29 protein-coding genes, 2 tRNA genes and 2 pseudogenes are annotated in these 20067 nt (G+C 64.8%); 5 read left to right on the top strand and 28 right to left on the bottom strand.

Annotated elements, in window-relative coordinates; translation table 11 throughout:
- The first annotated feature begins 6 nt into the window (after positions 1–6).
- Both FBY21_RS08050 and FBY21_RS08045 read left to right on the top strand, forming a co-directional pair.
- Positions 7–82, top strand: a tRNA-Gly gene (locus FBY21_RS08050).
- Between the two features lie 43 nt (positions 83–125).
- A tRNA-Cys gene (locus FBY21_RS08045) sits at positions 126–199 on the top strand.
- A 99-nt stretch (positions 200–298) separates the two neighbouring features.
- Here FBY21_RS08045 and FBY21_RS08040 read toward each other — a convergent pair.
- The 28 genes and pseudogenes from FBY21_RS08040 to FBY21_RS07920 form a co-directional block, all read right to left on the bottom strand.
- A complete protein-coding gene (locus FBY21_RS08040; protein ID WP_142010129.1) occupies positions 299–1366 on the bottom strand; it encodes a tyrosine-type recombinase/integrase in 1068 nt (355 codons plus the stop codon).
- A gap of 1 nt (position 1367) precedes the next feature.
- On the bottom strand, positions 1368–1604 hold the full coding sequence (locus FBY21_RS08035; protein WP_174244720.1) for a DUF4224 domain-containing protein: 237 nt from the start codon (positions 1602–1604) through the stop codon (positions 1368–1370).
- 50 nt (positions 1605–1654) lie between these two features.
- Positions 1655–2104: a hypothetical protein gene (locus FBY21_RS08030; RefSeq protein ID WP_142010125.1), complete on the bottom strand. Its 450-nt coding sequence runs from the start codon at positions 2102–2104 to the stop codon at positions 1655–1657.
- Position 2105: 1 nt separating this feature from the next.
- Positions 2106–3143, bottom strand: coding sequence for a hypothetical protein (locus FBY21_RS08025; RefSeq protein ID WP_142010123.1), 1038 nt, complete (start codon positions 3141–3143; stop codon positions 2106–2108).
- A 2-nt stretch (positions 3144–3145) separates the two neighbouring features.
- Positions 3146–3481 (bottom strand): DUF4406 domain-containing protein, encoded by a 336-nt coding sequence (locus FBY21_RS08020; RefSeq protein WP_142010121.1) that lies wholly within the window; start codon positions 3479–3481, stop codon positions 3146–3148.
- Positions 3481–4125 carry a dATP/dGTP pyrophosphohydrolase domain-containing protein gene (locus tag FBY21_RS08015; protein ID WP_253543679.1) on the bottom strand — a complete coding sequence of 215 codons (645 nt, stop codon included), beginning with the start codon at positions 4123–4125 and terminating at the stop codon, positions 3481–3483. Before FBY21_RS08015 ends, FBY21_RS08020 begins: the two co-directional genes overlap by 1 nt.
- 353 nt (positions 4126–4478) lie before the next feature.
- Positions 4479–4883: a VVA0879 family protein gene (locus tag FBY21_RS08010; RefSeq protein WP_142010119.1), complete on the bottom strand. Its 405-nt coding sequence runs from the start codon at positions 4881–4883 to the stop codon at positions 4479–4481.
- A gap of 125 nt (positions 4884–5008) precedes the next feature.
- The gene (locus FBY21_RS08005) at positions 5009–5365 is read right to left on the bottom strand and encodes a hypothetical protein (RefSeq protein WP_142010117.1); all 357 of its coding nucleotides are present in this window, start codon (positions 5363–5365) and stop codon (positions 5009–5011) included.
- The gene (locus FBY21_RS08000; protein ID WP_142010114.1) at positions 5362–5751 is read right to left on the bottom strand and encodes a hypothetical protein; all 390 of its coding nucleotides are present in this window, start codon (positions 5749–5751) and stop codon (positions 5362–5364) included. The genes FBY21_RS08005 and FBY21_RS08000 overlap by 4 nt, the downstream gene beginning before the upstream one ends.
- Positions 5752–5754: 3 nt before the next feature.
- Complete coding sequence (locus tag FBY21_RS07995; protein ID WP_142010112.1) at positions 5755–5988, bottom strand: hypothetical protein; 234 nt, start codon at positions 5986–5988, stop codon at positions 5755–5757.
- Entirely contained in the window at positions 5985–7901 is a 1917-nt protein-coding gene (locus FBY21_RS07990; protein ID WP_142010110.1) for a DNA cytosine methyltransferase, read from the bottom strand. Before FBY21_RS07990 ends, FBY21_RS07995 begins: the two co-directional genes overlap by 4 nt.
- Complete coding sequence (locus FBY21_RS07985; RefSeq protein ID WP_142010108.1) at positions 7898–10447, bottom strand: DNA methyltransferase; 2550 nt, start codon at positions 10445–10447, stop codon at positions 7898–7900. Before FBY21_RS07985 ends, FBY21_RS07990 begins: the two co-directional genes overlap by 4 nt.
- A 108-nt stretch (positions 10448–10555) precedes the next feature.
- Positions 10556–10771: a hypothetical protein gene (locus tag FBY21_RS07980; RefSeq protein ID WP_142010106.1), complete on the bottom strand. Its 216-nt coding sequence runs from the start codon at positions 10769–10771 to the stop codon at positions 10556–10558.
- Positions 10764–10961 (bottom strand): annotated as a pseudogene (locus FBY21_RS29880) (DNA translocase FtsK); the annotation flags it as partial. The gene FBY21_RS07980 and the pseudogene FBY21_RS29880, both read right to left, overlap by 8 nt.
- 54 nt (positions 10962–11015) lie before the next feature.
- Positions 11016–12011, bottom strand: a pseudogene (gene yejK, locus FBY21_RS07975) (nucleoid-associated protein YejK); the annotation flags it as partial.
- 14 nt (positions 12012–12025) lie between these two features.
- Positions 12026–12946, bottom strand: coding sequence for a recombination-associated protein RdgC (gene rdgC / locus FBY21_RS07970; protein ID WP_142010104.1), 921 nt, complete (start codon positions 12944–12946; stop codon positions 12026–12028).
- A 21-nt stretch (positions 12947–12967) separates the two neighbouring features.
- Entirely contained in the window at positions 12968–13426 is a 459-nt protein-coding gene (gene ssb, locus FBY21_RS07965) for a single-stranded DNA-binding protein (protein WP_142010101.1), read from the bottom strand.
- Positions 13427–13429: 3 nt separating this feature from the next.
- Entirely contained in the window at positions 13430–14080 is a 651-nt protein-coding gene (locus FBY21_RS07960; RefSeq protein ID WP_142010098.1) for a 3'-5' exonuclease, read from the bottom strand.
- Positions 14081–14160: 80 nt separating this feature from the next.
- The gene (locus FBY21_RS07955) at positions 14161–15120 is read right to left on the bottom strand and encodes a hypothetical protein (protein ID WP_142010087.1); all 960 of its coding nucleotides are present in this window, start codon (positions 15118–15120) and stop codon (positions 14161–14163) included.
- A gap of 14 nt (positions 15121–15134) precedes the next feature.
- Positions 15135–15887 carry a hypothetical protein gene (locus FBY21_RS07950; protein ID WP_069564777.1) on the bottom strand — a complete coding sequence of 251 codons (753 nt, stop codon included), beginning with the start codon at positions 15885–15887 and terminating at the stop codon, positions 15135–15137.
- Between the two features lie 9 nt (positions 15888–15896).
- Entirely contained in the window at positions 15897–16043 is a 147-nt protein-coding gene (locus tag FBY21_RS29535; protein ID WP_170832288.1) for a hypothetical protein, read from the bottom strand.
- A complete protein-coding gene (locus tag FBY21_RS07945; protein WP_142010085.1) occupies positions 16040–16510 on the bottom strand; it encodes a zinc-finger-containing protein in 471 nt (156 codons plus the stop codon). The genes FBY21_RS29535 and FBY21_RS07945 overlap by 4 nt, the downstream gene beginning before the upstream one ends.
- Positions 16500–16625 carry a hypothetical protein gene (locus FBY21_RS29875; protein ID WP_260845191.1) on the bottom strand — a complete coding sequence of 42 codons (126 nt, stop codon included), beginning with the start codon at positions 16623–16625 and terminating at the stop codon, positions 16500–16502. Before FBY21_RS29875 ends, FBY21_RS07945 begins: the two co-directional genes overlap by 11 nt.
- The gene (locus FBY21_RS07940) at positions 16622–16810 is read right to left on the bottom strand and encodes a hypothetical protein (RefSeq protein ID WP_142010082.1); all 189 of its coding nucleotides are present in this window, start codon (positions 16808–16810) and stop codon (positions 16622–16624) included. The genes FBY21_RS29875 and FBY21_RS07940 overlap by 4 nt, the downstream gene beginning before the upstream one ends.
- Complete coding sequence (locus FBY21_RS07935) at positions 16807–17118, bottom strand: hypothetical protein (protein ID WP_142010079.1); 312 nt, start codon at positions 17116–17118, stop codon at positions 16807–16809. The genes FBY21_RS07940 and FBY21_RS07935 overlap by 4 nt, the downstream gene beginning before the upstream one ends.
- A 143-nt stretch (positions 17119–17261) precedes the next feature.
- Positions 17262–17441 carry a carbon storage regulator CsrA gene (gene csrA, locus FBY21_RS07930; RefSeq protein ID WP_142010076.1) on the bottom strand — a complete coding sequence of 60 codons (180 nt, stop codon included), beginning with the start codon at positions 17439–17441 and terminating at the stop codon, positions 17262–17264.
- Between the two features lie 720 nt (positions 17442–18161).
- Entirely contained in the window at positions 18162–18410 is a 249-nt protein-coding gene (locus tag FBY21_RS07925; RefSeq protein WP_142010073.1) for a DUF1654 domain-containing protein, read from the bottom strand.
- 116 nt (positions 18411–18526) lie between these two features.
- Positions 18527–19171, bottom strand: coding sequence for a helix-turn-helix domain-containing protein (locus FBY21_RS07920; protein WP_142010071.1), 645 nt, complete (start codon positions 19169–19171; stop codon positions 18527–18529).
- A 113-nt stretch (positions 19172–19284) separates the two neighbouring features.
- Between FBY21_RS07920 and FBY21_RS07915 the strand changes: the two genes are divergently transcribed.
- The 3 genes from FBY21_RS07915 to FBY21_RS07905 are packed head-to-tail and all read left to right on the top strand — an operon-like array spanning position 19285 to position 19966.
- Positions 19285–19551 carry a helix-turn-helix domain-containing protein gene (locus FBY21_RS07915; protein WP_253543677.1) on the top strand — a complete coding sequence of 89 codons (267 nt, stop codon included), beginning with the start codon at positions 19285–19287 and terminating at the stop codon, positions 19549–19551.
- A 10-nt stretch (positions 19552–19561) separates the two neighbouring features.
- Positions 19562–19759 (top strand): hypothetical protein, encoded by a 198-nt coding sequence (locus tag FBY21_RS07910; RefSeq protein WP_142010069.1) that lies wholly within the window; start codon positions 19562–19564, stop codon positions 19757–19759.
- Positions 19760–19777: 18 nt separating this feature from the next.
- Positions 19778–19966: a hypothetical protein gene (locus tag FBY21_RS07905; RefSeq protein ID WP_069561037.1), complete on the top strand. Its 189-nt coding sequence runs from the start codon at positions 19778–19780 to the stop codon at positions 19964–19966.
- The last annotated feature ends 101 nt before the right edge of the window (positions 19967–20067 follow it).

The following is a 20067-nucleotide window of genomic DNA, read 5'->3' as shown; positions in this document are numbered from 1 at the left end:
GACAAAGCGGGAATAGCTCAGTTGGTAGAGCACGACCTTGCCAAGGTCGGGGTCGCGAGTTCGAGTCTCGTTTCCCGCTCCAGATTGTCATGAAGACGCCGCCTCAAAGCGGCGTCTTCATTTAAGGCCGGATGGCAGAGTGGTCATGCAGCGGATTGCAAATCCGTGTACGCCGGTTCGATTCCGACTTCGGCCTCCATATGAGAAGCCCCGTAGATTCACGTCTACGGGGCTTTTTCATTTCCGGGCGCGCGTAATAGTTTCCGCAACTACAACGGATCATTTCCGCAACCAAGCGTCACTTGGTGGGCTTCACCACCTCACCAACGCGGCGATATACGCGCTTTGTCGTCTCCTCTTTCGAGTGGCCCAGCAGCTTGCTGGCCTCGCCGATGTCCTCAATTTCCGTTGCCGCCTTCGGCCGGATGTCTCGGAACTGGAATTCCCGGATCCGAGCTGCAAGCGCCCGGTCTCCCTTTTCCTCGGCGGCCTTGGCAGCCTTCGCCCGCGCCTCGTCCCAGCGATTCCGCAACATCGCGTAGCTCAAGCGCAGACCTGCAGGGTTGGTGATCAGCGTGCTGTTACGGATGCCGGCCTGCTCGCGCCTGGCCATCAGCCCCTCCAAGAAGCGCCCCAGCCCCGTCAACTCCTCGCCGTCCCGCAGCTTGATACGCAGTTTTTTCCCGGTTTTCCCCTGGGCCACCAGCATGTAGTCGTCGGTGATGTCGAATTTCGTTGGCTTGATGGAGTCGGCCGGGCGCTGGCCGGTCAAGTAGGCGAGGTCCATGGCGTCGCGCAGCTCCTGCACCGCGAGGGCGTAGACGGCGTCCCACACCTGGTCGGTGGCATAGTAGTCGCGGACCTTTTCCTTGTTCCGTCGCACCCTGGAGCAGGGGTTTTCACGATCCGTGAGCCCCCATTCCCGGGCAATCGTGAACACATGGGAGAGCAGGGCGATCTCGCGGTTGGCCCGTGTTTTGGCCGTCCTGCCGTCTCGGTACTGGGCGACAATCGCCGGCGTAATCGCGTCGATCGGCGCATTCTCGAAAGCGGCGCGTAGGCGCACCAGCTCTTTCAGGTTGTCGCTCTGGGTCCTGGGCGCCTTGGTAGGGATGATTTCCCGCTCGTACCGGTCGAACATGGCCCCCATGAGGTGCTTCGGCTTAGGCGCTGCCTGGCGCGACAGCCGCGCCCATTCGACCCTTGCCTCGTCCAGATCACTCCCCAGCGGGATCTCTTTCCGCCTGCCGTTCTCGTCCCTCCCGTTGTAGTAGTAGCCAACCCACACTTTCCCGCTTTTCAGCTTTCGGACCCTGCGCACCATCCGTGGTGGCAGGTCTCGGTTCGTCGGATCTTTCGGTCGCATTTCAATTCACGTTTGACATGTCAAGCACCCACGGATCTGCCGTGATGTTCTTCTGGTCCGGCTTCACGCCGGCCAGGCGCAGGCGCGCGTAGACGCGCCCCACAATGGGGCGGCCAGCGGCGTTCACTTCGAACCTCCACTGGTGGCGCTCCAGCCACTGGATCTGCCGGCTGGGCCAGGTTGCGCCGATCATGGCGCGCATTTCGTCCTCCGTGAGGAACTCGGATACCTCGGACATGAATGCCTCCATCCCGCCGGCATGGCCGGCGGGTTGCTATGGGATGGGGGTTACTTGGTGGGCTTCTTGCGGCGCGCCTGTGCGAGGCTCCGGGAGCACTCGGCAACACCCTTTGCCACGTCTTCGGGGAGGATTGCCGTCATGCAGTGAGGGCAGAGCGGCGCTGTGTCACGCTTGCGCCATGCTGCATCCATGGCCTTCGCGGCCCGGCTGACGATCCTGAACTTCTCGACCTCTTCCAGCTCCCGTCGGCGGCGATCAATCTCGGCTTTCGCCCGCTGGAATACGCCAACCACGGACAGGAACGCGTCGAAGCTTTCCACTTCCTGCTCGCAGTCCTGGCACCAGACGCGGCGCTCTTTGTCGTCGTAGACCAGCTGGCGATGCCGGCATGACGACAGCGGGCGCCTGGTCAGACCTCGGGCGACGCGAAGATCCTCGATCTGCACGACCGTCGGGCCGTAGAGGTATTCCTGGGGTTCAATCGGTGGTCCGGCCATCTCACACCCCCTCGCCCTTGGCCATATGCTCGGACTGGATGCGTTTGACCTCCTCGGTCGCGACTTCCCACCATTTGGCTCCATGGGCCAGGTATAGGGTCAGCATCCAGTGAATAACGACTGCCTGCTCGTCCTCGGCCTTCCTCCTGATCTCCGCACCGTCGAGCCGCAGAACCTGCGCGATATGGGCGCACCGGAAATTGGGACGGCCCAGTATCTGGAGCAGGTGCTCATCCATGTCTGGGATGGCGAAGACAGCCCTCTGCTGTTCGGATGCAGGCGGGGTGGGGGTGGCGGCGAGCATCGGAAGCCACCCGATAGGCGTGCCAACGCCGTCGATGAATCGATCCTGTTCCCAGCACCATCCCACGATCTGCCAGGCGTCTTCGCCCGTGTTGTCCCGGTAGTTGGTGCCGACAGTGGCGAACGGCCCAGCTCCATCGTCGATGGGGTGATCTTCGAACTCGACCAGCAGGCGCAGCAGCGTTCCGTCCTTGGGTGCGGTCTCCATCGGCTGCCACCCCTCCGGCACCCCAGCAGCAGGCGGCTCTTTTGCCGGGATAGCTGCATCGCAGTTCTCGCACATGCCAGAGCCCGCAATGAACCCAGCGCCGTAGCTGTCGTGCGGGTACTCGTCGCCGCACATGCAACGGACGTTGGTCAACTCGGCCGGCACAGCAGCAGGCGGGGCTATGTGCGGCTCGCCCATGCGGGTTTCGCCCTGGGCTTCCAGCACGAGCTGATCGATACGTTGATCCAGCACGCGCACCTTCTGTTCGGCCTCCAATGCGCGGTGCTTCCAGATAGCCAGGTCCTCACGCGCGCCGACGTAAGCATCGGCCATACCGTCAGCATGCGGGGCGGAGCGCGCGGCGCGGGCCTGCATCAGCTTCGGATAGAGGTGGCGCCAGGCCTCGAACGCAAACGACCGCTCGTAATCTCCACCGCCAGAGCGGCAGTACTGGCCGTGTTTTTCCCACCAGGTCATGAACTCGGGTTCGAATGCATCGTCGGCGTTTGGGTGTTGGTCCTTGTTCACGGTCATTGCTCCAGGGCGGCTTCGGCCGGCGCTTGGCAGGGCTCGGCGATGGTCTTGGCGGCGATTGTCCGGATGCCGCACTGGACGGCGCAGGCACGCTCCAGAGTTGCGCCGGCGGAGTCGATCCAACCAGGGAGCAGGGCGATGGTGTCGCAGCCCAGCAGCGCCTGGATGTCCACCTTCATGCAGATGTGGCGGGGCGTGCCGGGCGGGTTCAGCTCGGCGGGGTTCTCGACCTGGTAGCCCAGGGCGCGCAGGCGAGTGGCCTCGGCGTTGAAGGCCGGACGGTTCTCGTCGGGCAGGCCGGACATCGGGCCTGAGAGGTAGATGCGCTTCATTACGGCAACACCTCCTCAGCGATCTGCAGGGCATGTTCGATAGAGGTCGCCTTGATGCGGGTCCAACCATTCCCCCAGCCCCTGGTCAGCCCTCCCTGATCGACGAAGACTTCGCCGTGCTTCGCAAACACTTTCCTACCGGCATTGCGGTGAACGAAGTACGTCTCGTCGTCGATGGGATCCTCGGCTCGGTCATGCTCGATCGCTTTGTCGAGGGGTACAGAGCGCCAGTCCGGCCAGGTGCGAGCCTCGTTCCTCGTCTGCTTGGCGACCAAGGCGTCGATGATCTGCGCGGGCGTGGCACCGGAGCGCCAGGCGCCGTCCAGGGCCAGGATGACGACATCGATCCATTCGGACAGGTCGCCCGGGCTGGCCTCGATCTCCTTGAGTTCCTTGCGGATGTGGTCGACCACGCCTTTGGCGCGGCTGCCGGGGCCGAAAGTGCGCTCGCTGAATTCGCGCTGGCGCTGCAGGTGGGCGGCGAAGTCGAAGGTATCCAGGCGGCCACGGGCGCGGCCCATCTGGTAGGCCTTGTCCTGGAACTCGATAAGGCGATCGTTGGCAGCGTCGAAGAGGGCGTCCATGTAGGAGGAGTGCAGCTTCTCGATGGCGTCCTGATCTTCGGGGTGGTTATGCGTGGACACGGTTGTTCCCTCCGGCGCAGTGCGCAGAGTCAGGTGATGGGGGTAGGGGATCGGTGTTACTGGGCCGGCGCAGGAGCCGGCGGGCGACAGCGGAGGCAGGTGCAGGTGCCAACCCGCAGGCCGGTGGAGCGGCAGTAGATCGGGGCGTTCATTGGTGCTGGCCGCCTCGCCGTACGTCGCTGCGGAGAGATCCGCAGTAGTTGGCCTGGCGGAACTCGGTGCAGGTCACGATGGTATCGGTTCCATCCTGCCGGTAGACCGGCATGGTGCTGAAGGGCAGCGCGCTGCAGTCGTTGTGGCATTCCGTGCAGTTCTGGCAGCGCGCCCGGCGGGGGTAGTATGTGATTCCGGACTTAGTCACAGCTGCCGCCCTCGCTGTCGACGCCCTCGGTCAGCCCCTTCGCTTCCATGTGGGCCTGCGCTTCTGCAGCGGTGACCGGCTCGAACATGGGGTGGTGCCGGCCGTCGTCCGTCACGACCTCAAACTGGTGCGTCTGGAAGAGACCCCCGAGAGTCCAGTTGCAGCCCTTGCCCAGGCCCTTCATCGCCGAGGGGCTGCCGGCGCCGGTGAAGCGGCCTACGCAGGAGAAGGCCAGGTAGGGCTCGACAGCTGCGAGATTGTCGCCCGCACCGGCTGCAAGCAGATCGGCAGCGGACTGGACCGTGCTGCACATCGGGCAGCGGAATGCCGTGTGTTCGCGCGGAACACCCTGCGCCTTCATCAGGTCGCGGTACTCGTCCAGGGTTGCGGTTTTCATTCATCGTTCTCCGGAATAGGTCCGCCCCGGACGTTCTGCCCGGTGTGGCGGATTGGCATGGGATGGAAGTTGTCGCGGAGCGGGCGGCCCGCCGTGGCCGACATTGCTGCAGGAGGCGGGAGCTTTCAGGGCGTTGGGGCAAGGTTGTTCAGTAGCCCCCGGAGCACTGGGTGCAGCTCCAGGTAGTCGAGATCCGGATCGATGATCTCGTTGCACGGGTTGTGGATGACGTAGCACATGCCGCCGATGATTCGTCCGTGAAAATTCGGAGCCCGGCAAAGCAGCCGGGCTAAGTGGTTGTAGAGCACCTGCAGGTGCTCAGGATCATCAGCGTCGAAGTCGCTGTATCCCAGGAACTCGAAGAGGTTGTCAGGAGCGTCAATGGGGCAGGGGCCACCCCAGCGCCGGTCAATTACGTCGAGCAGCTGCAGCAGTTCGCCTGCGGCTTCAATGTCGCTCTCGCTTGCCTTGGCCATTTTCATGGCTGCACCTCGCTACCATCCTTCGCCTGCTGCGGCAGCAGGTCGAACAAGTCATAGTCGCATCGATAGGCCCAGCTCTCGGCCCAGTAGTTGCCCTCTTCGTCGAGGCCGTCCTCATCTACCTGGTCGGGGCGCAACTGAAGGGCAGTCTTCTCGCAGGTATGCGTTATCTCTCCGGCAAAGACGTTCTCCACCTCATCGTCCCAGCCATCATCGGCGCTGTAGCTGCCGATGATGGTACGGATTGCGGTGGCTCGGTCCTCGGGGCTCCGGAAGTAGATGAAGTCGTAGCCCGAGGGGTCGTAGATGAAGAAGCGGAATTCGGGGGTGGGGCAGGCCGAGGCCTGAACCCCGGCAATTTCGAGAATGTCAGGCGTGCGGCTCATTTCTCACTCCGAAAAGAGGTCAGGCCCTGGGCGCGTTGCCCGGGGCGTCGGCAGTTGGTGGCGGGGGAAGAAATCGCGGCGAGCCCTCAGCCAGGCCTTGTAGGGCCAGCCTGAGCGCTTCTGCCACGGGTAGCTGTCGTCGATGGCCCTGGCCCTGGCGATGGCATCCAAGCCTTCGGCCAGGGCCTGCTGGTGCACCTGGTGCATGTGCTGCCAGGCTCTCTCGTACCAGCTCACAGCGTCGAGTCCTGCGAGGCGACGCTCAGACCGACGGCCACCGGCCGCACCCAGATCGGCATGCTGCTGAGCATGAACGTCTCGCCCAGCTCGGCCAGCAGCAGGGTGGTCCCCATGACGTGGGCGATCGCCTCGGCCGCCGCCGGCGGAACGGCGTTGCCGATGCGCTCGCGCCAGTCGCTGTCGCTGAGCCCGTCCAGGACCAGTTGCTCCTCGGGGTCCACCAGGCTCTGCAGGGCGGCCAGCTCCAGGGTGGTGAAGGGGCGGTGCCAGGTGCCGTCGAGCGACTGGATGATGCAGGTCAGGCGCTCGTCCGCCGCCGGCATGCGCGGATCAGCAACGCTCCAGCGGCCATTGTCGTAGCGCGCGCTGGCGGAGACGGCGCCGGCCGACTGGTCGAAGCCCACCACGCCGTAATGGCCTCCCCCGACCCAGGCGTCGCCCTCCTTGCGATGCAGTGCACGCGGGTCAGCGATCGACAGCGCACCGCTGGCCACCTGCTGGGAGCCGGTGACGGTACCGGCGGTGCCAGTCCACGGCACCACGTTCAGCTTCCGGCTCGACGCGCCGGGGTGCCAGTTGTGGTACCGGGGATCGGCCACCGCCTGGCCGCCCGAGCTGGGGCCGTGTCCGCTGGTGACCGTGCCCGCGTGCTGGTCCATGCTGACGACGCGGAACACGTTGTTGTGGCGCACCCCGGTAGGGCGCGGATCTGCGACAGCAAAGGCGCCTTGCCCAGTGGTGCTGGCAGCGATGACGGTGCCGGCGTGGTCGTTCCACTCGGTGACCGGGTACTTCCCGAAGCTCTGGCCGCGCGGGTCGGCCACCGCGAACTTCCCTTGCCCAGGCGACTTCTGCCCGGTGATGGTGCCGGAGGTCTCGCGCCAGTTCAGAACGCCGTACTGCTGGCCGTAGTTCCAGCGGGCCGACGCCTCGTAGCGCGGATCTGCAACGGAAAACGCCCCATTGGTAGGGCTGCTGCGGCCGGCAATGGTGCCCATGCTGTCATCCCAGCCATGCACGCCCATGTAGCCGCTGCGGTACTCCGGCACAATCACCAGGTCGCGCAGGTAGCCATCCTCGATCGCCAGCTCGTTGAGGCTGCGCCAGTCGCTGCCGGCGCGCACCAGAGCAAGGCGCACCCAGGTCTTCCACTGGAGCGACGGAACGCGATGCATCGGCCCGGCCGCGGCGATGTCACCCGCCAGAGGCATGCGGCCGAGGATGTCGCCCACGGCGCGCAGGCTCTTCTTCTGCGGCTCGTAGAGGAAGGGCGGGACCTTCTCGACGTGGCGTGCCACCAGCAGGAACCTTTTCCGGGACTGTGCCAGGCCGCCCAACTCGCCGCAGTCGTGGGTGGTCTCGGCCACGGCGTAGCCGAACCCGCCCAGCAGGCTGTTGATCTGGTCCAGCAGGTGTCGGCCACGGGTGGCCAGGCGCGGGACGTTCTCGAACACGATCAGCGGCACCGGATCATCCGCCCAGGCCTCGCCCATCAGCCAGACGCATCGCAGCGTCAGCTCGTTCAACGCCTGGTAGCGAGGTGTCAGGCTCATCTTCTCCGACAGCAGCCCGCTGGCGCCCTTGCAGGGGCTGGAGATGAAGACCGCGTCAGGGCGGCGGCCACGCGCGGCCCGGCGGATGTCGTCAGGCGTCGCTTCGCGCCAGCCGGGCGGCGGCTCATTCCCGTGGAACCGCACATACTGGTCGCGGGTGAAGAGGTCCATCAGCGTCCCGGGCACGCCGGCCAGCCGCTCGAAGTCGCGCAGTCCAGCGAGGTCGACGTCGATTCCGCCCAGGCATTCCCAGTTCGCCTGCAGGTTGCCCACGACAGGCTTGGCGCGGTTGAACCCTTTGGCGCCGCCGCCCAGGCCGCAGCAGAAGTGGAAGTGGTAGAGGGTGCGCTTGATCATGCAGCGGATTCCTTCTGCTCAGCGTCGAGGAAAGAGAAGAGGTCAGGCATGGCCATTTCCCGAGAGATCGCGGCGCAGTAGGCCGCCATGTCCAGGAAGTAGGCCGGGGACAGCTCGCAGGCGCGGCCATAGCGGCCGAGCTTTACGGCGCGGTAGGGGGTGGTGCCGATGCCGCCGAAGGGGTCGTAGACCACTTCGCCGCGCATCGTGTACTGCTCGATCGCGCGGTCGACGATGTCGAACTGGAGCGGGCAGATGTGCTGCTCGCGGCCCTTGGCGGCCTGAGTGCTGTTCAGCGTCAGCATTCGAGTGATGTCGGTCCAGACATCGGGATGCCAGCTCTGCGGTTGCAGGAGCATGAAGCTGCTGGGCAGCCAGCCGGAGTCGGCCACGTGCTCGGCGATGGTCACGTCGTGGCGGAAGTCGTAGACCTCCTGCAGGCTGTGGGCCTTGAAGCGCTGGAAGATCGCGGCCTGGTCCAGGCCGTCGAGATCCTGCGGCATCAGCGGGCGGTTGCCGCTGGAGCGGGTGAACCCGTGGGCGTCGAACTGCCAGCGCGGGCGCGTATACGCCTCCTTGCTCTTCACCACGGGCACGTCGGCGTAGCCGTTGCTGCGGTCGGTCGGGGGCTTGCGGAAGATCAGCAGGTACTCCGGCATGCCCGCGCCCTGGCGGCTGCCGTCCTTGCACTGCTCGGTCCAGCCCAGGCGATAGGTCTGCGCGTTCTCGCGCACCACGTCGGTGACGATGGTCTTGCGTGCCAGGAAGCCGAAGCCGTGCTTGCGGAAGGCGGCCACGCACTCATCGCTGAAGGGCTGCACCACCTGGAAGCCCATGCCCGAGATCCCGCTGGGGGTGATCCTGTCCTTCACGTGGATCGCGGCGACGCGCCCGGGTTGAAGTACTCGGTACAGCTCGGGGATCAGGTAGTCCATCTGGGACCAGAAGTGCTCGCTGTCGTCGGTGTGGCCGAAGTCGTTGTAGCTGGGCGAGTACTCGTACTGGTTGCCGAAGGGGATGCTGGTCAGGACCAGGTGCACGCTGTCGCTCTGCATGCGCTGGGTCTCCAGCACACAGTCGTTGTTCACCACGGTGTAGTGCTCGCCCTTCGCCTCGACGCGCTCGACGCCGAGAGAGCGGGCCAACTGCTGGGCCATGGCGGCATGCGCCAGGCCGAAGTCGCGGATGATCTTGGTCATACGTTCTGCCTGCAGGTTGTGCTGCTGCCACTTGCGTTCGAGCTGGCGGCGGATGTCGCGCTCGGCCTCGGTGTAGATGAGGTCGATGCGCACGCGGTGCTGCTGGCCGAACCGCTGGATACGGTGCACGGCCTGGATGAAGTCGCGGAACTTGAAGCCGATGCCGAGGAAGACGGCCTGGTGGCAGTGCCGCTGGAAGTTGCAGCCGGCGCCGGCGATGACGGGCTTGGCGGCCAGCTCGGGGAATTTTCCGTCGCTGAAGTCGACGATCAGCTGCTCGCGCTCGTCCAGGACCTGGGAGCCGTAGACGCTGACGACGCCCGGGATCGCGGCCTCGATGGCGTGGCGCTCTGCTTCAAGGTCGTGCCAGATGATCCGGTGGGCGGCCGGCGCCTCGGCGCGGATCTGCTGCAGGCGCTCGATTCGATCCGGCAGGCTGTCGCGCTTCACCTTGGATGCGTCCTGTACGCCGATCGCCGCGTTGCGGAACAGGCGCCCCTGGCCATCCTTCTCGGTACCGGCCTGGCTGTGATCACTGGGCAGCTCGTGCCAGTGCAGGTCCAGCTCCGGCAACTGGTACCCGTCATCGCTGAAACCGAGATCGCTGGGCTTCTGGATGAACAGCGCCCAGCTGGCGACCCACAGCCAGAACTCCTCCTCCTTGTGCGGGTGGATGGTGAGCTGGTCGGCCTTCTCGCTGTTGCGCTTGAAGAAGCGAGTCTTGGCGGCGCCGACGTCCATCACGCCCAGGTAGGCGGCATAGGCAAGTAGCTCGATGTAGTCGTTGGGTGACGGCGTGGCGGTGGCCACGAACCGGTACCGGACGCCCTCGGTGCGAACGCCTGCCTGGCGATCGTCGCCAGCGAACAGGCGCATGAACTCGCGGAACGTCTTGCTGCCGCCGAAGCCGCGCAGGCAATCCGCTTCGTCAAGGCTGGTGGCCACGAAGTGGCGGGGGTCCAGCTTGCCGTCGCGCACGGTCTCGTAGTTGGTCAGGTAGACGCCGGTGGCGTCGGCTTCCTCGATGCTGCGGATAAAGCGCGGCGGCTCTGCCCATCCCAGGCGCTCGACAGCGTCGCGGCGGAATTCCTGGCGCACGCCGAGAGGGATGGTGATCAGGCCGCGGCCTCCAGCGTGCTCGGCCGCCAGGCGAACCGCTTCGAGCTGGATCACCGTCTTGTGCAGGCCGAAGGACGCGAACAGCGCGCGCCGCCCGCCAGCCAGGAGCCAGGGCACGATCGCCTGGCAGTGCGGCTTCATGCGAGGGTTGACCAGGGCCTGGTCGACCTCGAAGCCAAGCGAAGGGGCTACGCATACCTTGCGCTTCAGGAAGTCGTTGTAGTTCATGGGGGTCCCCAGTCTCATGGGCGTGCACGCACGCCAGAGCCGCCGACGCGGCGCGATAAAGGAAGGGAGGAGGCCGCCGCATGGGCGGCCAGGGTCATGCGGGAGCGTTCACGCCTTGGCGCGGAGCCCGTTGCGGGCCACGAACTGCTCGAAGGTCACCGGCCCCATGCGCAGGCGCCGGCGGATCTGCTCAGGTGCGAGGCGAGCGTTGAACAGGGCCTGTGCGCGCTCGGCCTGCTGGCGCTCGTGCTGTTCGGCGGCACGCCGAGGGTGCTTGATCGGGTCCACGCTCAGCGGGGCAGGTTGGCAATGGCGGCTATGCATGGGCCAGCACCTCACGGAAGCCGTCGGTTCTTATGGGGCTGATCACCTTCAGGCGTTCCATGTCCTCGATGAGGCGTGCCGCTCGGTTGTAGCCGATGGCGAGCTTGCGTTGCACGGCCGAGATCGAGGCGCGACGGGTCTCGCGGACGAAGTCGATCGCCTCATTCAGCAGCGGGTCGTCACCTACGCCTGCGTAGGAGTCCAATTCGGCGCTGTGCTGCTCTGACTGTGCGTCAGGTGCCGCCTTGCGCAGCTGAGTTTTCAACTGGGTCGGCAGGTTGCGGATCACCAGCACGTCGCGGCCCTGGTCGAACTCCACCGACGAGCCCAGCAAGCGCGCCTCGAAGCTGATCGAGAGCCCTTCGGCGCGGCCGGTGAAGCGCTTGAACTGGTTCAGGGTGCGCTTGTCCGGCGGGATCTCGGGCGACAGGCCGTAGTCCCGGTTACGGATGAACTCGAAGAAGGCCCGGGGCTGGTCCTCGTCGATCAGGCCAGACAGCTCCTCCAAGGTGATCGCGCTCCCCAGCTTGGCCTGGGTGGTGGCGTAGTCCACCAGGGTCTTGGTCTTCTCGCGGGCCTGTTCTTCGGCCAGGTCTCCCTGCTCGACGAAGTCGCTGAAGGCCTTGAGCAGGGTGCGGGTCTCGCCCGGGGCGTCGACGCCTTCCTGGCAGCCGATGAAGTCGCGGAAGTAGTCGGTGGCCTTGCGTCCGGTCTTCGCCTTGATGAAGGAGATGTACTGGCGGGACTTCGGGTTGTTGCGCCACTCCGACAGGTTGATCCGCGCTGCCATGTGGAGCTGGCTCAGGTCCAGGTAGCGCACGGGTACCGCCTGCAGCGATGCGTCGATGGCCACGGCCTCGGTGTAGCGGAGCACCGCCACCTGCAGGTAGTCGGTCATGCCCTGCTGGTAGTGGGCGATGAAGAGGTGGCCGCCGGTGGCCAGGTTCGCCTCTTCCAGCAGGCGCTGGAGGTGCTCGGCCGCGTCGCGGCTGAATTCGGTGAAGTCACGGCCACCGACCAGGTACTCCTTCAGCCATCTGCTCAGCGGGTAGGCGCCGGACTCCTCGTGGAACAGACCCCAGGCCTTGCCGGGCTTGGCGTTGTAGGCCTCGTTCAGGTCGGTGAGCAGGTTGCTGGCGGCTTCAGTCGGGCCCAGCGGGGTTTCGGCCAGATGCAGCACGGAGGGGCTACCGTCGGGCTTCTTGTCGATGTGGTGGATGATGCCGTTGATGATGGGCATGGTCTGCTCCTGGCTCAGATGCCGGTGGGCACTTCCTCACCGCCCAGGGCGTCGAGGAGGGCGGGGATGAATTCGCGGAGGGTCAGCATCATCAGCGTGAAGCTGGCTATCTGCTGGGACAGGGCGTCGGCGTCCTTGCCCGCGTCGTCGAGTGCCTTCTCCTGCAGGAGGTCGTCGAAGCGGAGCTTGCGAATGACCAGGCCCTCATCGAGGACGAAGGAGAGCTTGTCCTTCCAGGCGAGGGACAGGCGGGTGACGGCCTTGCCGGAGGAGATGTGCAGCTGGATCTCGTCGCTGGTCAGGTCCTGGTGCTTGACGTTGATGCTGCCGACCTCGTCGGTGTCGCGCAGCAGCGCATCGTCGCTGAGCCAGAAGTCGGTCCCGGCCTTCTGGTTGCGCACCCAGTCGGTGAGGGTGGCGGTGGCCGCCACCTTCACGGACACCGGGCGGACGGGAAGGGAGCCGAGTGCCTCGCGCAGCGTCGAGAGCAGGTCCTCGGCCCGCTTCGGGCTGGTGTGGTCCACCAGGACCAGGCCCTCGGCCGGCGCGATCGCCGCGTAGGTGGCCGACTTGCGCGTGAAGGCACGGGGCAGCAGGGTCTGGACGATCTCGTCCTTCAGCAGGTCGCGTTCCTTTTTGTAGACCTTGCGCTGCTGGCTTTCCTCGATCGCGTCGACCTTCTTGCGCAGCTCCTCGTTGATTACGGAGGTGGGCAGGATGCGCTCTTCTCGCCGGACGCAGATCAGCAGGAAGCCGGCACTGGCTTGGACCAGGGCGTCGGTGCCCTTTCCCAGGGGCGGCGCGAAGCCGAAGGTCGTCCACTCCTGGCTTTCACAGGCGCGCGCCGGCTTGCTGGCAAGGGCTGCCTCCAGAGCCTGGGGGTCGAAGGGGACGTCTTGGGTGAGGCGGTAGATCAGCAGGTTGCGAAACCACATTGGATGGGTCTCCCGGGGTCGTCAGAAGGGGATGTCGTCGTCGAAGCTGTCGTAGTCCGGCGCCGGTTGCTGCGGGTGGTGGGTCGTTGGCCGGGTCTGTTCACGCGGCGGGCGCCGCGTCTCGCTGCCCTCCGGCCGGCTGCCGAGCAGCTGCATCTGGCCGGTGATGTCCACGACGACTTCGGTGGTGTAGCGGTCCTGGCCGTCCTGACCCTGCCATTTGCGGGTGCGCAGGCTGCCTTCGACGTAGACCTGGGAGCCCTTGCGCAGGTATTCGCCAGCGATCTCGGCGAGGCGGCCGAAGAACACCACGCGGTGCCACTCGGTGCGCTCCTTCTGCTGGCCGGTCTGCTTGTCCTTCCACACGTCGCCGGTGGCGAGGTTGAGGGTGGTGACAGCGTTGCCGTTCGGCATGTAGCGAACTTCCGGGTCGCCGCCGACGTTGCCGACGAGGATCACCTTGTTGACACCGCGTGCCATGGCCTACGCCTCCACCGGTTGGGCTGGAGCCTCTGCCTGCGGGGCATCCAGCGTCACGCCCTGCAGGGCGAAGTAGACGCGGGCGCAAGCGGCGGCATCCGCCATGGCGCGGTGGGCGCCGGTCATCTCCTCCTGGAAGAAATGCGTGTAGGCCTCACCCAGGCTCGGGCTCTTGAAGTGGAAGCGCTTGGCGGCGCGCATGGCCGGGGTGGGCGGGATGCGCACGATGTCGGTGCTGTTGCGCATGGTGCAGTAGCTGGGGCCATTGGCGAACGAGTCGGCCGCTTCGTCACCCTGGTAGCGCTTCAGCGCGATCCGGAGGATGCGGTCGTCGAAGCTGAGGTTGTGCGCGACCCGCATCTGCGCGCGGAGATGGAAGGTCAGGAACTGTTCGAGGGCATCCGCTTCGGGAATGCCTTCATCCATGGCGCGTTCGGTGGTGATGCCGTGCACGTTCGCTGCTGCATCGGGGATCACCCAGCCATCGGGTCTGATGAGGGCCTCAAAGGAGTCGACCAGGCCGCCCTCCGGGGTGTAGAGGCGTGCAGCGATGTCCACCAGGTGCGGCTGGTGCGGCGCCTCGCTGGGCGATTTCCAGTCGGGGAAGCCGGTGGTTTCGGTGTCGAAGGTGTAGAGCAGCTGAAGTGCGGTCATGGTTTCTCTCGGCATGGGGAGGCCGTCAGCGGCACCGTGTGGCGCCGCTTAGGGCCATGGTTTGGAGGGAGGAGGGTGGGTCAGGCGGCTTTCGCCGGGATCTTCTCGACGGTGACGCCGGCCAGTTGGAGGCTGGGGCCTTTGTCGTTGGCCAGGCTATCGAGTGCGGCCTGGTCGATGATCAGCAGATCTTCGGTGCCGTAGCCGGCAGCGATCGCGGCGATCAGCGCGGACTTATCGGTGACGCGGGCGCGCCAGCTGGATGCGGTGGTGAAGCCCTTGCAGGGAGGGGACTCCTGCAGCAGCTCGATCTTCTCGACGTCCTCGGCCGGCGCCGTGGCCTCGCGTGCGGCCGCCAGCTCTCGACGTTGCTGCTCCAGTTCCTGGCGCTGGCGCTCAAGCTCGGCGCGTTGCTCGTCCATCTTGCGCTGGAGCTCTGCTTGTTGTGCCTCCAGCTCCTCACGCTGCTTTTCCGAGGCCTCGAAAGCGAGGCGGTCGGTCAGCATTTGGGTCAGTTCATCCAGGGCAGCCTGCTGCGCAGCGGTTGCCTCCTTGGTCAGGTCAAAGAAGTCGTGCGAAGTGTCGATCTCTCCGCAGCGGTCGATCATGTCGCTGATCTCGGCGCTGGACTTGCCACGGACCAGGCCAGGCATTGACTTGATGGCGTCCACTTTCACCTGCAGGCGGGCGACACGTTCCTGGCGCTCGCGCTCTACGCGATCGTCTACTGCCTTCTTGGCTGCCTTCATCGGGTCTTCCAGCTGCACAAGCTCGGCAGTGATGCGCTTCGCCTCGGCGTCGATGATCTGGCCGGCCTGGAGGTAGGGCGCCTTCTCGCGCTTACGAGCCTCCTCCAGCTTGGTGCGCAAGCCCGTCAGCTCCTTGATGCCGGTGCGAATGAATTCGTAGCCCTCGGTGGTGTTGGCATCGGGAAGGACGAAGTACTTTTCACGCAGGGCCGCCAAAGCGGCGGCAGTGGTGCTGTATTCAGCGACTTCGACAGTGCCTGTCGCCAGGTCAACGTTGTTGAGGATGGTCATGACGGTTCTCCCAATCAGGCCGGAGTAGTGGGGGCGAGGTTGAGCCGGTGCTCTTCGGCAACCTCGTTGATGCGTGCTTCGATGTCAGCGGGGTCGAACTTGACGACCAATGCCTTGGCGCGTGCCTTTTCGGCAATCTGCTTGCGCATGAGGTCAAGGGCCCTGGGATTCGGGGCTCTCTTCAGCGCTTCGAGCTGGGAGCGGAGCCAGGTTTTGAACTCCTCCTTGACCTCGTCCATTGCCGACTCGGGATCGCCTGCGTCTTCCAGGCGCTTCTTCAGTTCCAGACCTTCCAGGTAGGTCTGGTCGTCGAACATGCCCAGATGCACGTCTGCGCTGAATCCGGCGAGAGACAGGCACTTCTTCATGGCGTCGGTGACGCTCTTTTTGGGCGCGTCGAAGTCGGTGTAGGGGCCGTACTGGCTTTTGCGCACGAAAGGTGTGTGCCCGTACTGGGTGATGTAGTTCTTCTTGCCGCCCCGGAGGTACCAGAACTTCAGCAGGATCGTGTGCATCAGTTCGTGGCCGATAACAGCTCCTTCCTTGTTGAGGATCGGCGCACCCTGGTCCATGCGGTCAACCAGGATGTCGAAGCCCCAGCCCTTACCGACCGGCCCGAATACCTCTGTAGCGCGCATTGCGATGTAGGTGCCGTTAATGCTGGTGACCGTGCGACCGTCCAGATTCGCGGTCTTGGTGTACTTTGTGTCGGTCGTCTGGACCGACTCCCAGAGCGCCATGTTGGGGTTCTGCTTGCTCTGTGCCATGGGATGCTCCTATCGGCTCGATTGCGCCGCCGGCGCACTGGTGGGGGCGATGCGGTCTGCCAGGCCGTTGAGGAACAGCCAGCCGACGATTGCGAGGATGGCGACGAAGGCGCCACGCCAGATGGCGAAGCGCCGCTCGCGTTGAGGGCTGTTCATTTGAGGTTCCTTCTGCAGATGTCGCCGGCCTTCTTGCAGGTCTCGATGTCAAACCAGCCGAAGTGGCACTCGTTGGGGTCGATCCCCATCTTCCGGGCAAGCCAGAGGTAGGCCCTGGACCGCGTGAACCCCATCTGCTCCTTGATCCGGTGGAAGAGTTGCTTGTTGGTGACCCTTGCCTCGCGCAGGTCGCGGTTGGCCAGCGTGCCAAGGGGGATATCGGTTTCTGGGTGCAGGCCCACCATCGCGCCGCAGGGAGCGCAGTGGTAGGCGTAAGGCCAGTCGCCAAACGGGCGGCCGTAGATTGCTTCGTTGGCAACCAGCTCGACGGGGCCGTCGCAGTACGGGCACTGCGTCGGGGCTGGCAGCGGGTTGCGAACCCGGCGCAATGCTCGGCGGCTGATGTAGGGGAGGGGAGGCTTGGGGACCAGCTTTCCTCGGGTTCGAGCCCTCGGGTCATTTGCCATTGCCCACCTCCTTCAGCTGCAGCCCGATTGCTGCTAAGTCGGCTTGCGTGCGGATGCCCATCATGGCCAGGGCTTCGATGGCGGCGCGCAGGGAGAGGAAGCGGATGTTTTTCATGCCGCGTCCTCCACGTCGTTGACCGGGCGGACCTTGTTGCGGATCGGCTCGCCCTTCCAGCCCTCCTGGCGGGCCCAGGTCGTGACCTCTGCCACCGCGACGCTCTGGCTGGGCGCCTCCAGGGTGGCGCTGTAGACGGGCTGGCGAGAGGCCTTCGAGTAGATCAGGTCGACTTGGTATTTCATGCCGCTTCTCCATGGGTCAGTTGCTGGGCCTGTTCGGCGATGAACCGGGCACGGTGCTTTTCGATGTGGTCCACGATCCCGGCCAGGGCCGAGTGCAGGGCCGGTGCTTCGGGCTTGATGCGGGCCATCAGGCGGATCCAGGCGGCGTCGCCGGTCTCGATCACGGCGCGCAGCAGCGACAGGGTCTGTTCGCTCGGCAGCGAGTCGTCGCAGTGGGCCGCGAAGGCGTCCACCGCGTCGGGCTCGCGGTGCTCCAGTTGGTCGAAAACGTGCTGTTCGGCTGCTGCCTGTGCGGTGCTGATTCGCATGTCGCTCTCCTGTGCTCGCCTGCAGTGGGCAGCACTCGACCGACCCGCTGTCTGCCGTTGGGCGCGGGGGCGAGTGCTCTCGACTGGGGGCGGATGTGAAAAGCCCCGCTGGTGCGGGGCTCTGGTTGGCGGGCGCCGGCCGATCAGCTGGCCAGCTTCACCTCGTCGCGGATGCGGTCCGCGATCTCCTTGCGGTGGACGGCCACGCTGGGCGGTGCGGTGATGCCAATGCGCACCTGGTTGCCCTTGATGCCGGTCACGGTGATCTTGATGTCGTTACCGATTTCGATGGTTTCGCCTACGCGACGGGTGAGAAGCAGCATGTCGATTTCCTTTCGTTGTGGTGGGAGGTGCCCTGCTACCGGCAGGGCTGCGGGTTACTCGGTGCCGTGGTGTGGCTGCATGGGTTGGGTGATCTGGCCGGTGCTGTAACTCCGGCATACCAGTTTCACGGGAGGCACCTCAGTCAATCCGCTGGCCAGACTTAGCAGGGGAGTTCCGCCCCTACATCTCCCTCCGCGCTGACGCATCAGCCTGCGCATTCAGATCACCCACCAATGCAGCCCGGGGCCGAAACCCCGGGTTTGCGTTGTTCGTCTCTCCGCGTTCGCCTACTGGGCTTCTACAACCCGCGGTCTTGCTTCTGGCTGTCAGGGGAACCGTGGCGCCGGCATGCCGAGCGCTGCAGTCGTGTTGCGGCTGGGGTTACGAGGCCACCACCAGCTGGGCACGAACCATCAACGCAAGCGCTTTCGCGCCTGTCCGCTATGCCTGGAGACTCTTCCCTTTCAACGGGTCCAGGCCGGGAGCGTTAGCGAAGCAACCCTCGGCGCGTCGCCTCCAGAAGGGCGTCGCAGCTTCGAGCAGGCCGGTATCCAGAGCCGGCATGGGGGTTCAGGTTGTTAAAGAGCGTTCGGTTCTCACCGAATCTGCGCATAGCGCAGAATGTGGTTTGCATTATGCGCAGAATGTAATCTGCGTCAAGCGCAGAATTTGAGGCAATAAAAAACCCGCCGATTGGCGGGCTCGTCTGAGAGGGGGGGTCAGTAAGGTGTGGGTGCTGCCCAGGTGAGGTGTACAGCTCCATCGTCACGGCGCGTCATCTTTACGCTTTCCTCCTGGCTCAACTCATCGAGGAGCTGTTCCCAGGCAGATTGATCGTCTTCGGGATTACGCTGGATCAAAGCTCGTCGCTCGGCCTGTGACAGCGGACTTAGGATCTGCTGCTGAACTCGCTTTGCGAGGATTTCATAGGGGGTAGGCGTGCGACTATTGCTTGCTTTGCGTGCCATAACGGCTCTCCTTTGCTGTATGGATATACAGTATATCGGTAGGCCTTTATCGATCAAGAGGGCAAAAAAAAGCCCAGCTCTAGGCTGGGCTTCTTGGATATTGGCAGGGGTGCGCCCTAAAGGACTCCCTTTGGCGCTTTCATGTCGATGACCCGACCGATGATGTCCCACTGATCATCCATCTCAACCTGTTTGAACTCTTTGTTGAGTGGGACCAGATACTCGCGGCCGCTGTCATATATGTACTGCTTGAAGGTGGTTTCCCCGTCGCGGTGCTTCGCGATGTAGAACTTCCCGCTGACCAGGTCAAAGCCTTCTGGCTGCACCAGGATGGGGGTTCCCTCGGGGAACGACGGGGGAGAGGGGCTGGTCATGGAGGGTCCTCTCACAATCAGCCAGTACCCGTGCGGGCCCGCGCTTTCCGTGGAGGCGAGCCATTCTTCCGCCACGCCAGGCGAGTAAGCATCGAGAGACAATGCACGTTCTCCAGCGACTACCCAACTGATAACAGGGTACTCCTTCGGGGCGCGCGAAGGCTGCAGCGTGGGTTGAATGTTCGCGGAGGGTTCGGCCGACGCAGCATCAGCCAGGGTAATGCCGAGTTCTGCCAGAAGCTTCTGGAGCAGCTCTTGGCTGGCGCCTTGCTGTCCTCTCTCGAAGCGCGAGAGGTTGCCGGTGTCGGAGCCTACGCGAGAGGCCAGTTCTTCGAGCGTCCAGCGTTTGGCTTTCCGCGCAGTTCGAATGATTTTTCCAATGTCCATGGCCCGATTTTCCACCGACGTCTGCGTGGCGCGCAAAGCGCCAGGCGCAGATTCTCTTGCAAATAAATCTGCGCTATGCGCAGAATTGCTTGGCACACACACAGGGTATTGCCATGCAACCGACCATGACCCCTCTCAAAAAGGCCCGCCTTGCTCGCCAGTGGCGACTCGCTGACGTTGCTCAGCGCCTGCGGGACCTGGGTGAGCACATCGACACCGGAAACCTCTCGCGGATTGAGCGCTGTGAACAACGCGCTTCGCCTTCCATGGCCGAAAAGCTGGTCCGTGTCTTCGACGGTGTGCTGACCGAAATCCATGTCCTTTACCCCGAGCGATTCGTTGAACAGGCGAAGCCCGGGCAGCAAGACGAAGCTGCGTAGGAGCCAGACCATGTATCCAAACCGGAAACACCTCAACGACGTGGAGATCAAGATCCGCGTCGACGAAGAGACCGCTGAGCGAATCGAAGGCTGGGCCCGGTTCCGTAAGGCCCAGCGTGCCGCGTTCTGCCGCGAGTTGCTCAAGACCCAGTTGGATCTCTTGGAGCAGCTCGAAGGCGAGCTTACCGACGAGCAGAAGCGGGGCTGAAGGCCCGAAGGAGGCCCTGTGCCTGATCTCGATCTGCTGCTGGACCAGATGACGCTCGCTCGCCTGGAGCGCGAGGCGCTGCGCCGGGGCATGACTGCCGAGGCGCTGGCCGGCCAGCTTCTGGACGCCGAAGTTGCCACGCGATCGCGGCCCCGTGCGGGCGGTGTCGGGGCGACCCCCTTCTACCGCCGCAAGAGCCAGGACTAGTCCGGGAGCCGCAGCCGTGGCCACCCAATCCAGGGAGCAAACCGACATGCAGACACATGCTGGCCCATCGGGGCCGGGCAGTTCTTTGCACGTCCTCGATA

This window comes from Pseudomonas sp. SLBN-26, from assembly GCF_006715895.1.
Classification (GTDB): Bacteria; Pseudomonadota; Gammaproteobacteria; order Pseudomonadales; family Pseudomonadaceae; genus Metapseudomonas; species Metapseudomonas otitidis.
Note: the sequence above shows the minus strand (reverse complement) of the source record. Positions and strands in the feature narration are given on the sequence as shown.

What these genes read in the sequence shown, in the direction of transcription:
- FBY21_RS08040 (WP_142010129.1), bottom strand. Translation starts at nt 1,366, where the DNA reads ATGCGACCGAAAGATCCGACGAACCGAGACCTGCCACCACGGATGGTG.
- FBY21_RS08035 (WP_174244720.1), bottom strand. Translation starts at nt 1,604, where the DNA reads ATGTCCGAGGTATCCGAGTTCCTCACGGAGGACGAAATGCGCGCCATG.
- FBY21_RS08030 (WP_142010125.1), bottom strand. Translation starts at nt 2,104, where the DNA reads ATGGCCGGACCACCGATTGAACCCCAGGAATACCTCTACGGCCCGACG.
- FBY21_RS08020 (WP_142010121.1), bottom strand. Translation starts at nt 3,481, where the DNA reads ATGAAGCGCATCTACCTCTCAGGCCCGATGTCCGGCCTGCCCGACGAG.
- FBY21_RS08010 (WP_142010119.1), bottom strand. Translation starts at nt 4,883, where the DNA reads ATGAAAACCGCAACCCTGGACGAGTACCGCGACCTGATGAAGGCGCAG.
- FBY21_RS08005 (WP_142010117.1), bottom strand. Translation starts at nt 5,365, where the DNA reads ATGAAAATGGCCAAGGCAAGCGAGAGCGACATTGAAGCCGCAGGCGAA.
- FBY21_RS08000 (WP_142010114.1), bottom strand. Translation starts at nt 5,751, where the DNA reads ATGAGCCGCACGCCTGACATTCTCGAAATTGCCGGGGTTCAGGCCTCG.
- FBY21_RS07990 (WP_142010110.1), bottom strand. Translation starts at nt 7,901, where the DNA reads ATGATCAAGCGCACCCTCTACCACTTCCACTTCTGCTGCGGCCTGGGC.
- FBY21_RS07985 (WP_142010108.1), bottom strand. Translation starts at nt 10,447, where the DNA reads ATGAACTACAACGACTTCCTGAAGCGCAAGGTATGCGTAGCCCCTTCG.
- FBY21_RS07980 (WP_142010106.1), bottom strand. Translation starts at nt 10,771, where the DNA reads ATGCATAGCCGCCATTGCCAACCTGCCCCGCTGAGCGTGGACCCGATC.
- rdgC (WP_142010104.1), bottom strand. Translation starts at nt 12,946, where the DNA reads ATGTGGTTTCGCAACCTGCTGATCTACCGCCTCACCCAAGACGTCCCC.
- ssb (WP_142010101.1), bottom strand. Translation starts at nt 13,426, where the DNA reads ATGGCACGCGGTGTCAACAAGGTGATCCTCGTCGGCAACGTCGGCGGC.
- FBY21_RS07960 (WP_142010098.1), bottom strand. Translation starts at nt 14,080, where the DNA reads ATGACCGCACTTCAGCTGCTCTACACCTTCGACACCGAAACCACCGGC.
- FBY21_RS07955 (WP_142010087.1), bottom strand. Translation starts at nt 15,120, where the DNA reads ATGACCATCCTCAACAACGTTGACCTGGCGACAGGCACTGTCGAAGTC.
- FBY21_RS07950 (WP_069564777.1), bottom strand. Translation starts at nt 15,887, where the DNA reads ATGGCACAGAGCAAGCAGAACCCCAACATGGCGCTCTGGGAGTCGGTC.
- FBY21_RS29535 (WP_170832288.1), bottom strand. Translation starts at nt 16,043, where the DNA reads ATGAACAGCCCTCAACGCGAGCGGCGCTTCGCCATCTGGCGTGGCGCC.
- FBY21_RS07945 (WP_142010085.1), bottom strand. Translation starts at nt 16,510, where the DNA reads ATGGCAAATGACCCGAGGGCTCGAACCCGAGGAAAGCTGGTCCCCAAG.
- FBY21_RS29875 (WP_260845191.1), bottom strand. Translation starts at nt 16,625, where the DNA reads ATGAAAAACATCCGCTTCCTCTCCCTGCGCGCCGCCATCGAAGCCCTG.
- FBY21_RS07940 (WP_142010082.1), bottom strand. Translation starts at nt 16,810, where the DNA reads ATGAAATACCAAGTCGACCTGATCTACTCGAAGGCCTCTCGCCAGCCC.
- FBY21_RS07935 (WP_142010079.1), bottom strand. Translation starts at nt 17,118, where the DNA reads ATGCGAATCAGCACCGCACAGGCAGCAGCCGAACAGCACGTTTTCGAC.
- csrA (WP_142010076.1), bottom strand. Translation starts at nt 17,441, where the DNA reads ATGCTGCTTCTCACCCGTCGCGTAGGCGAAACCATCGAAATCGGTAAC.
- FBY21_RS07925 (WP_142010073.1), bottom strand. Translation starts at nt 18,410, where the DNA reads ATGGCACGCAAAGCAAGCAATAGTCGCACGCCTACCCCCTATGAAATC.
- FBY21_RS07920 (WP_142010071.1), bottom strand. Translation starts at nt 19,171, where the DNA reads ATGGACATTGGAAAAATCATTCGAACTGCGCGGAAAGCCAAACGCTGG.
- FBY21_RS07915 (WP_253543677.1), top strand. Translation starts at nt 19,285, where the DNA reads ATGCAACCGACCATGACCCCTCTCAAAAAGGCCCGCCTTGCTCGCCAG.
- FBY21_RS07910 (WP_142010069.1), top strand. Translation starts at nt 19,562, where the DNA reads ATGTATCCAAACCGGAAACACCTCAACGACGTGGAGATCAAGATCCGC.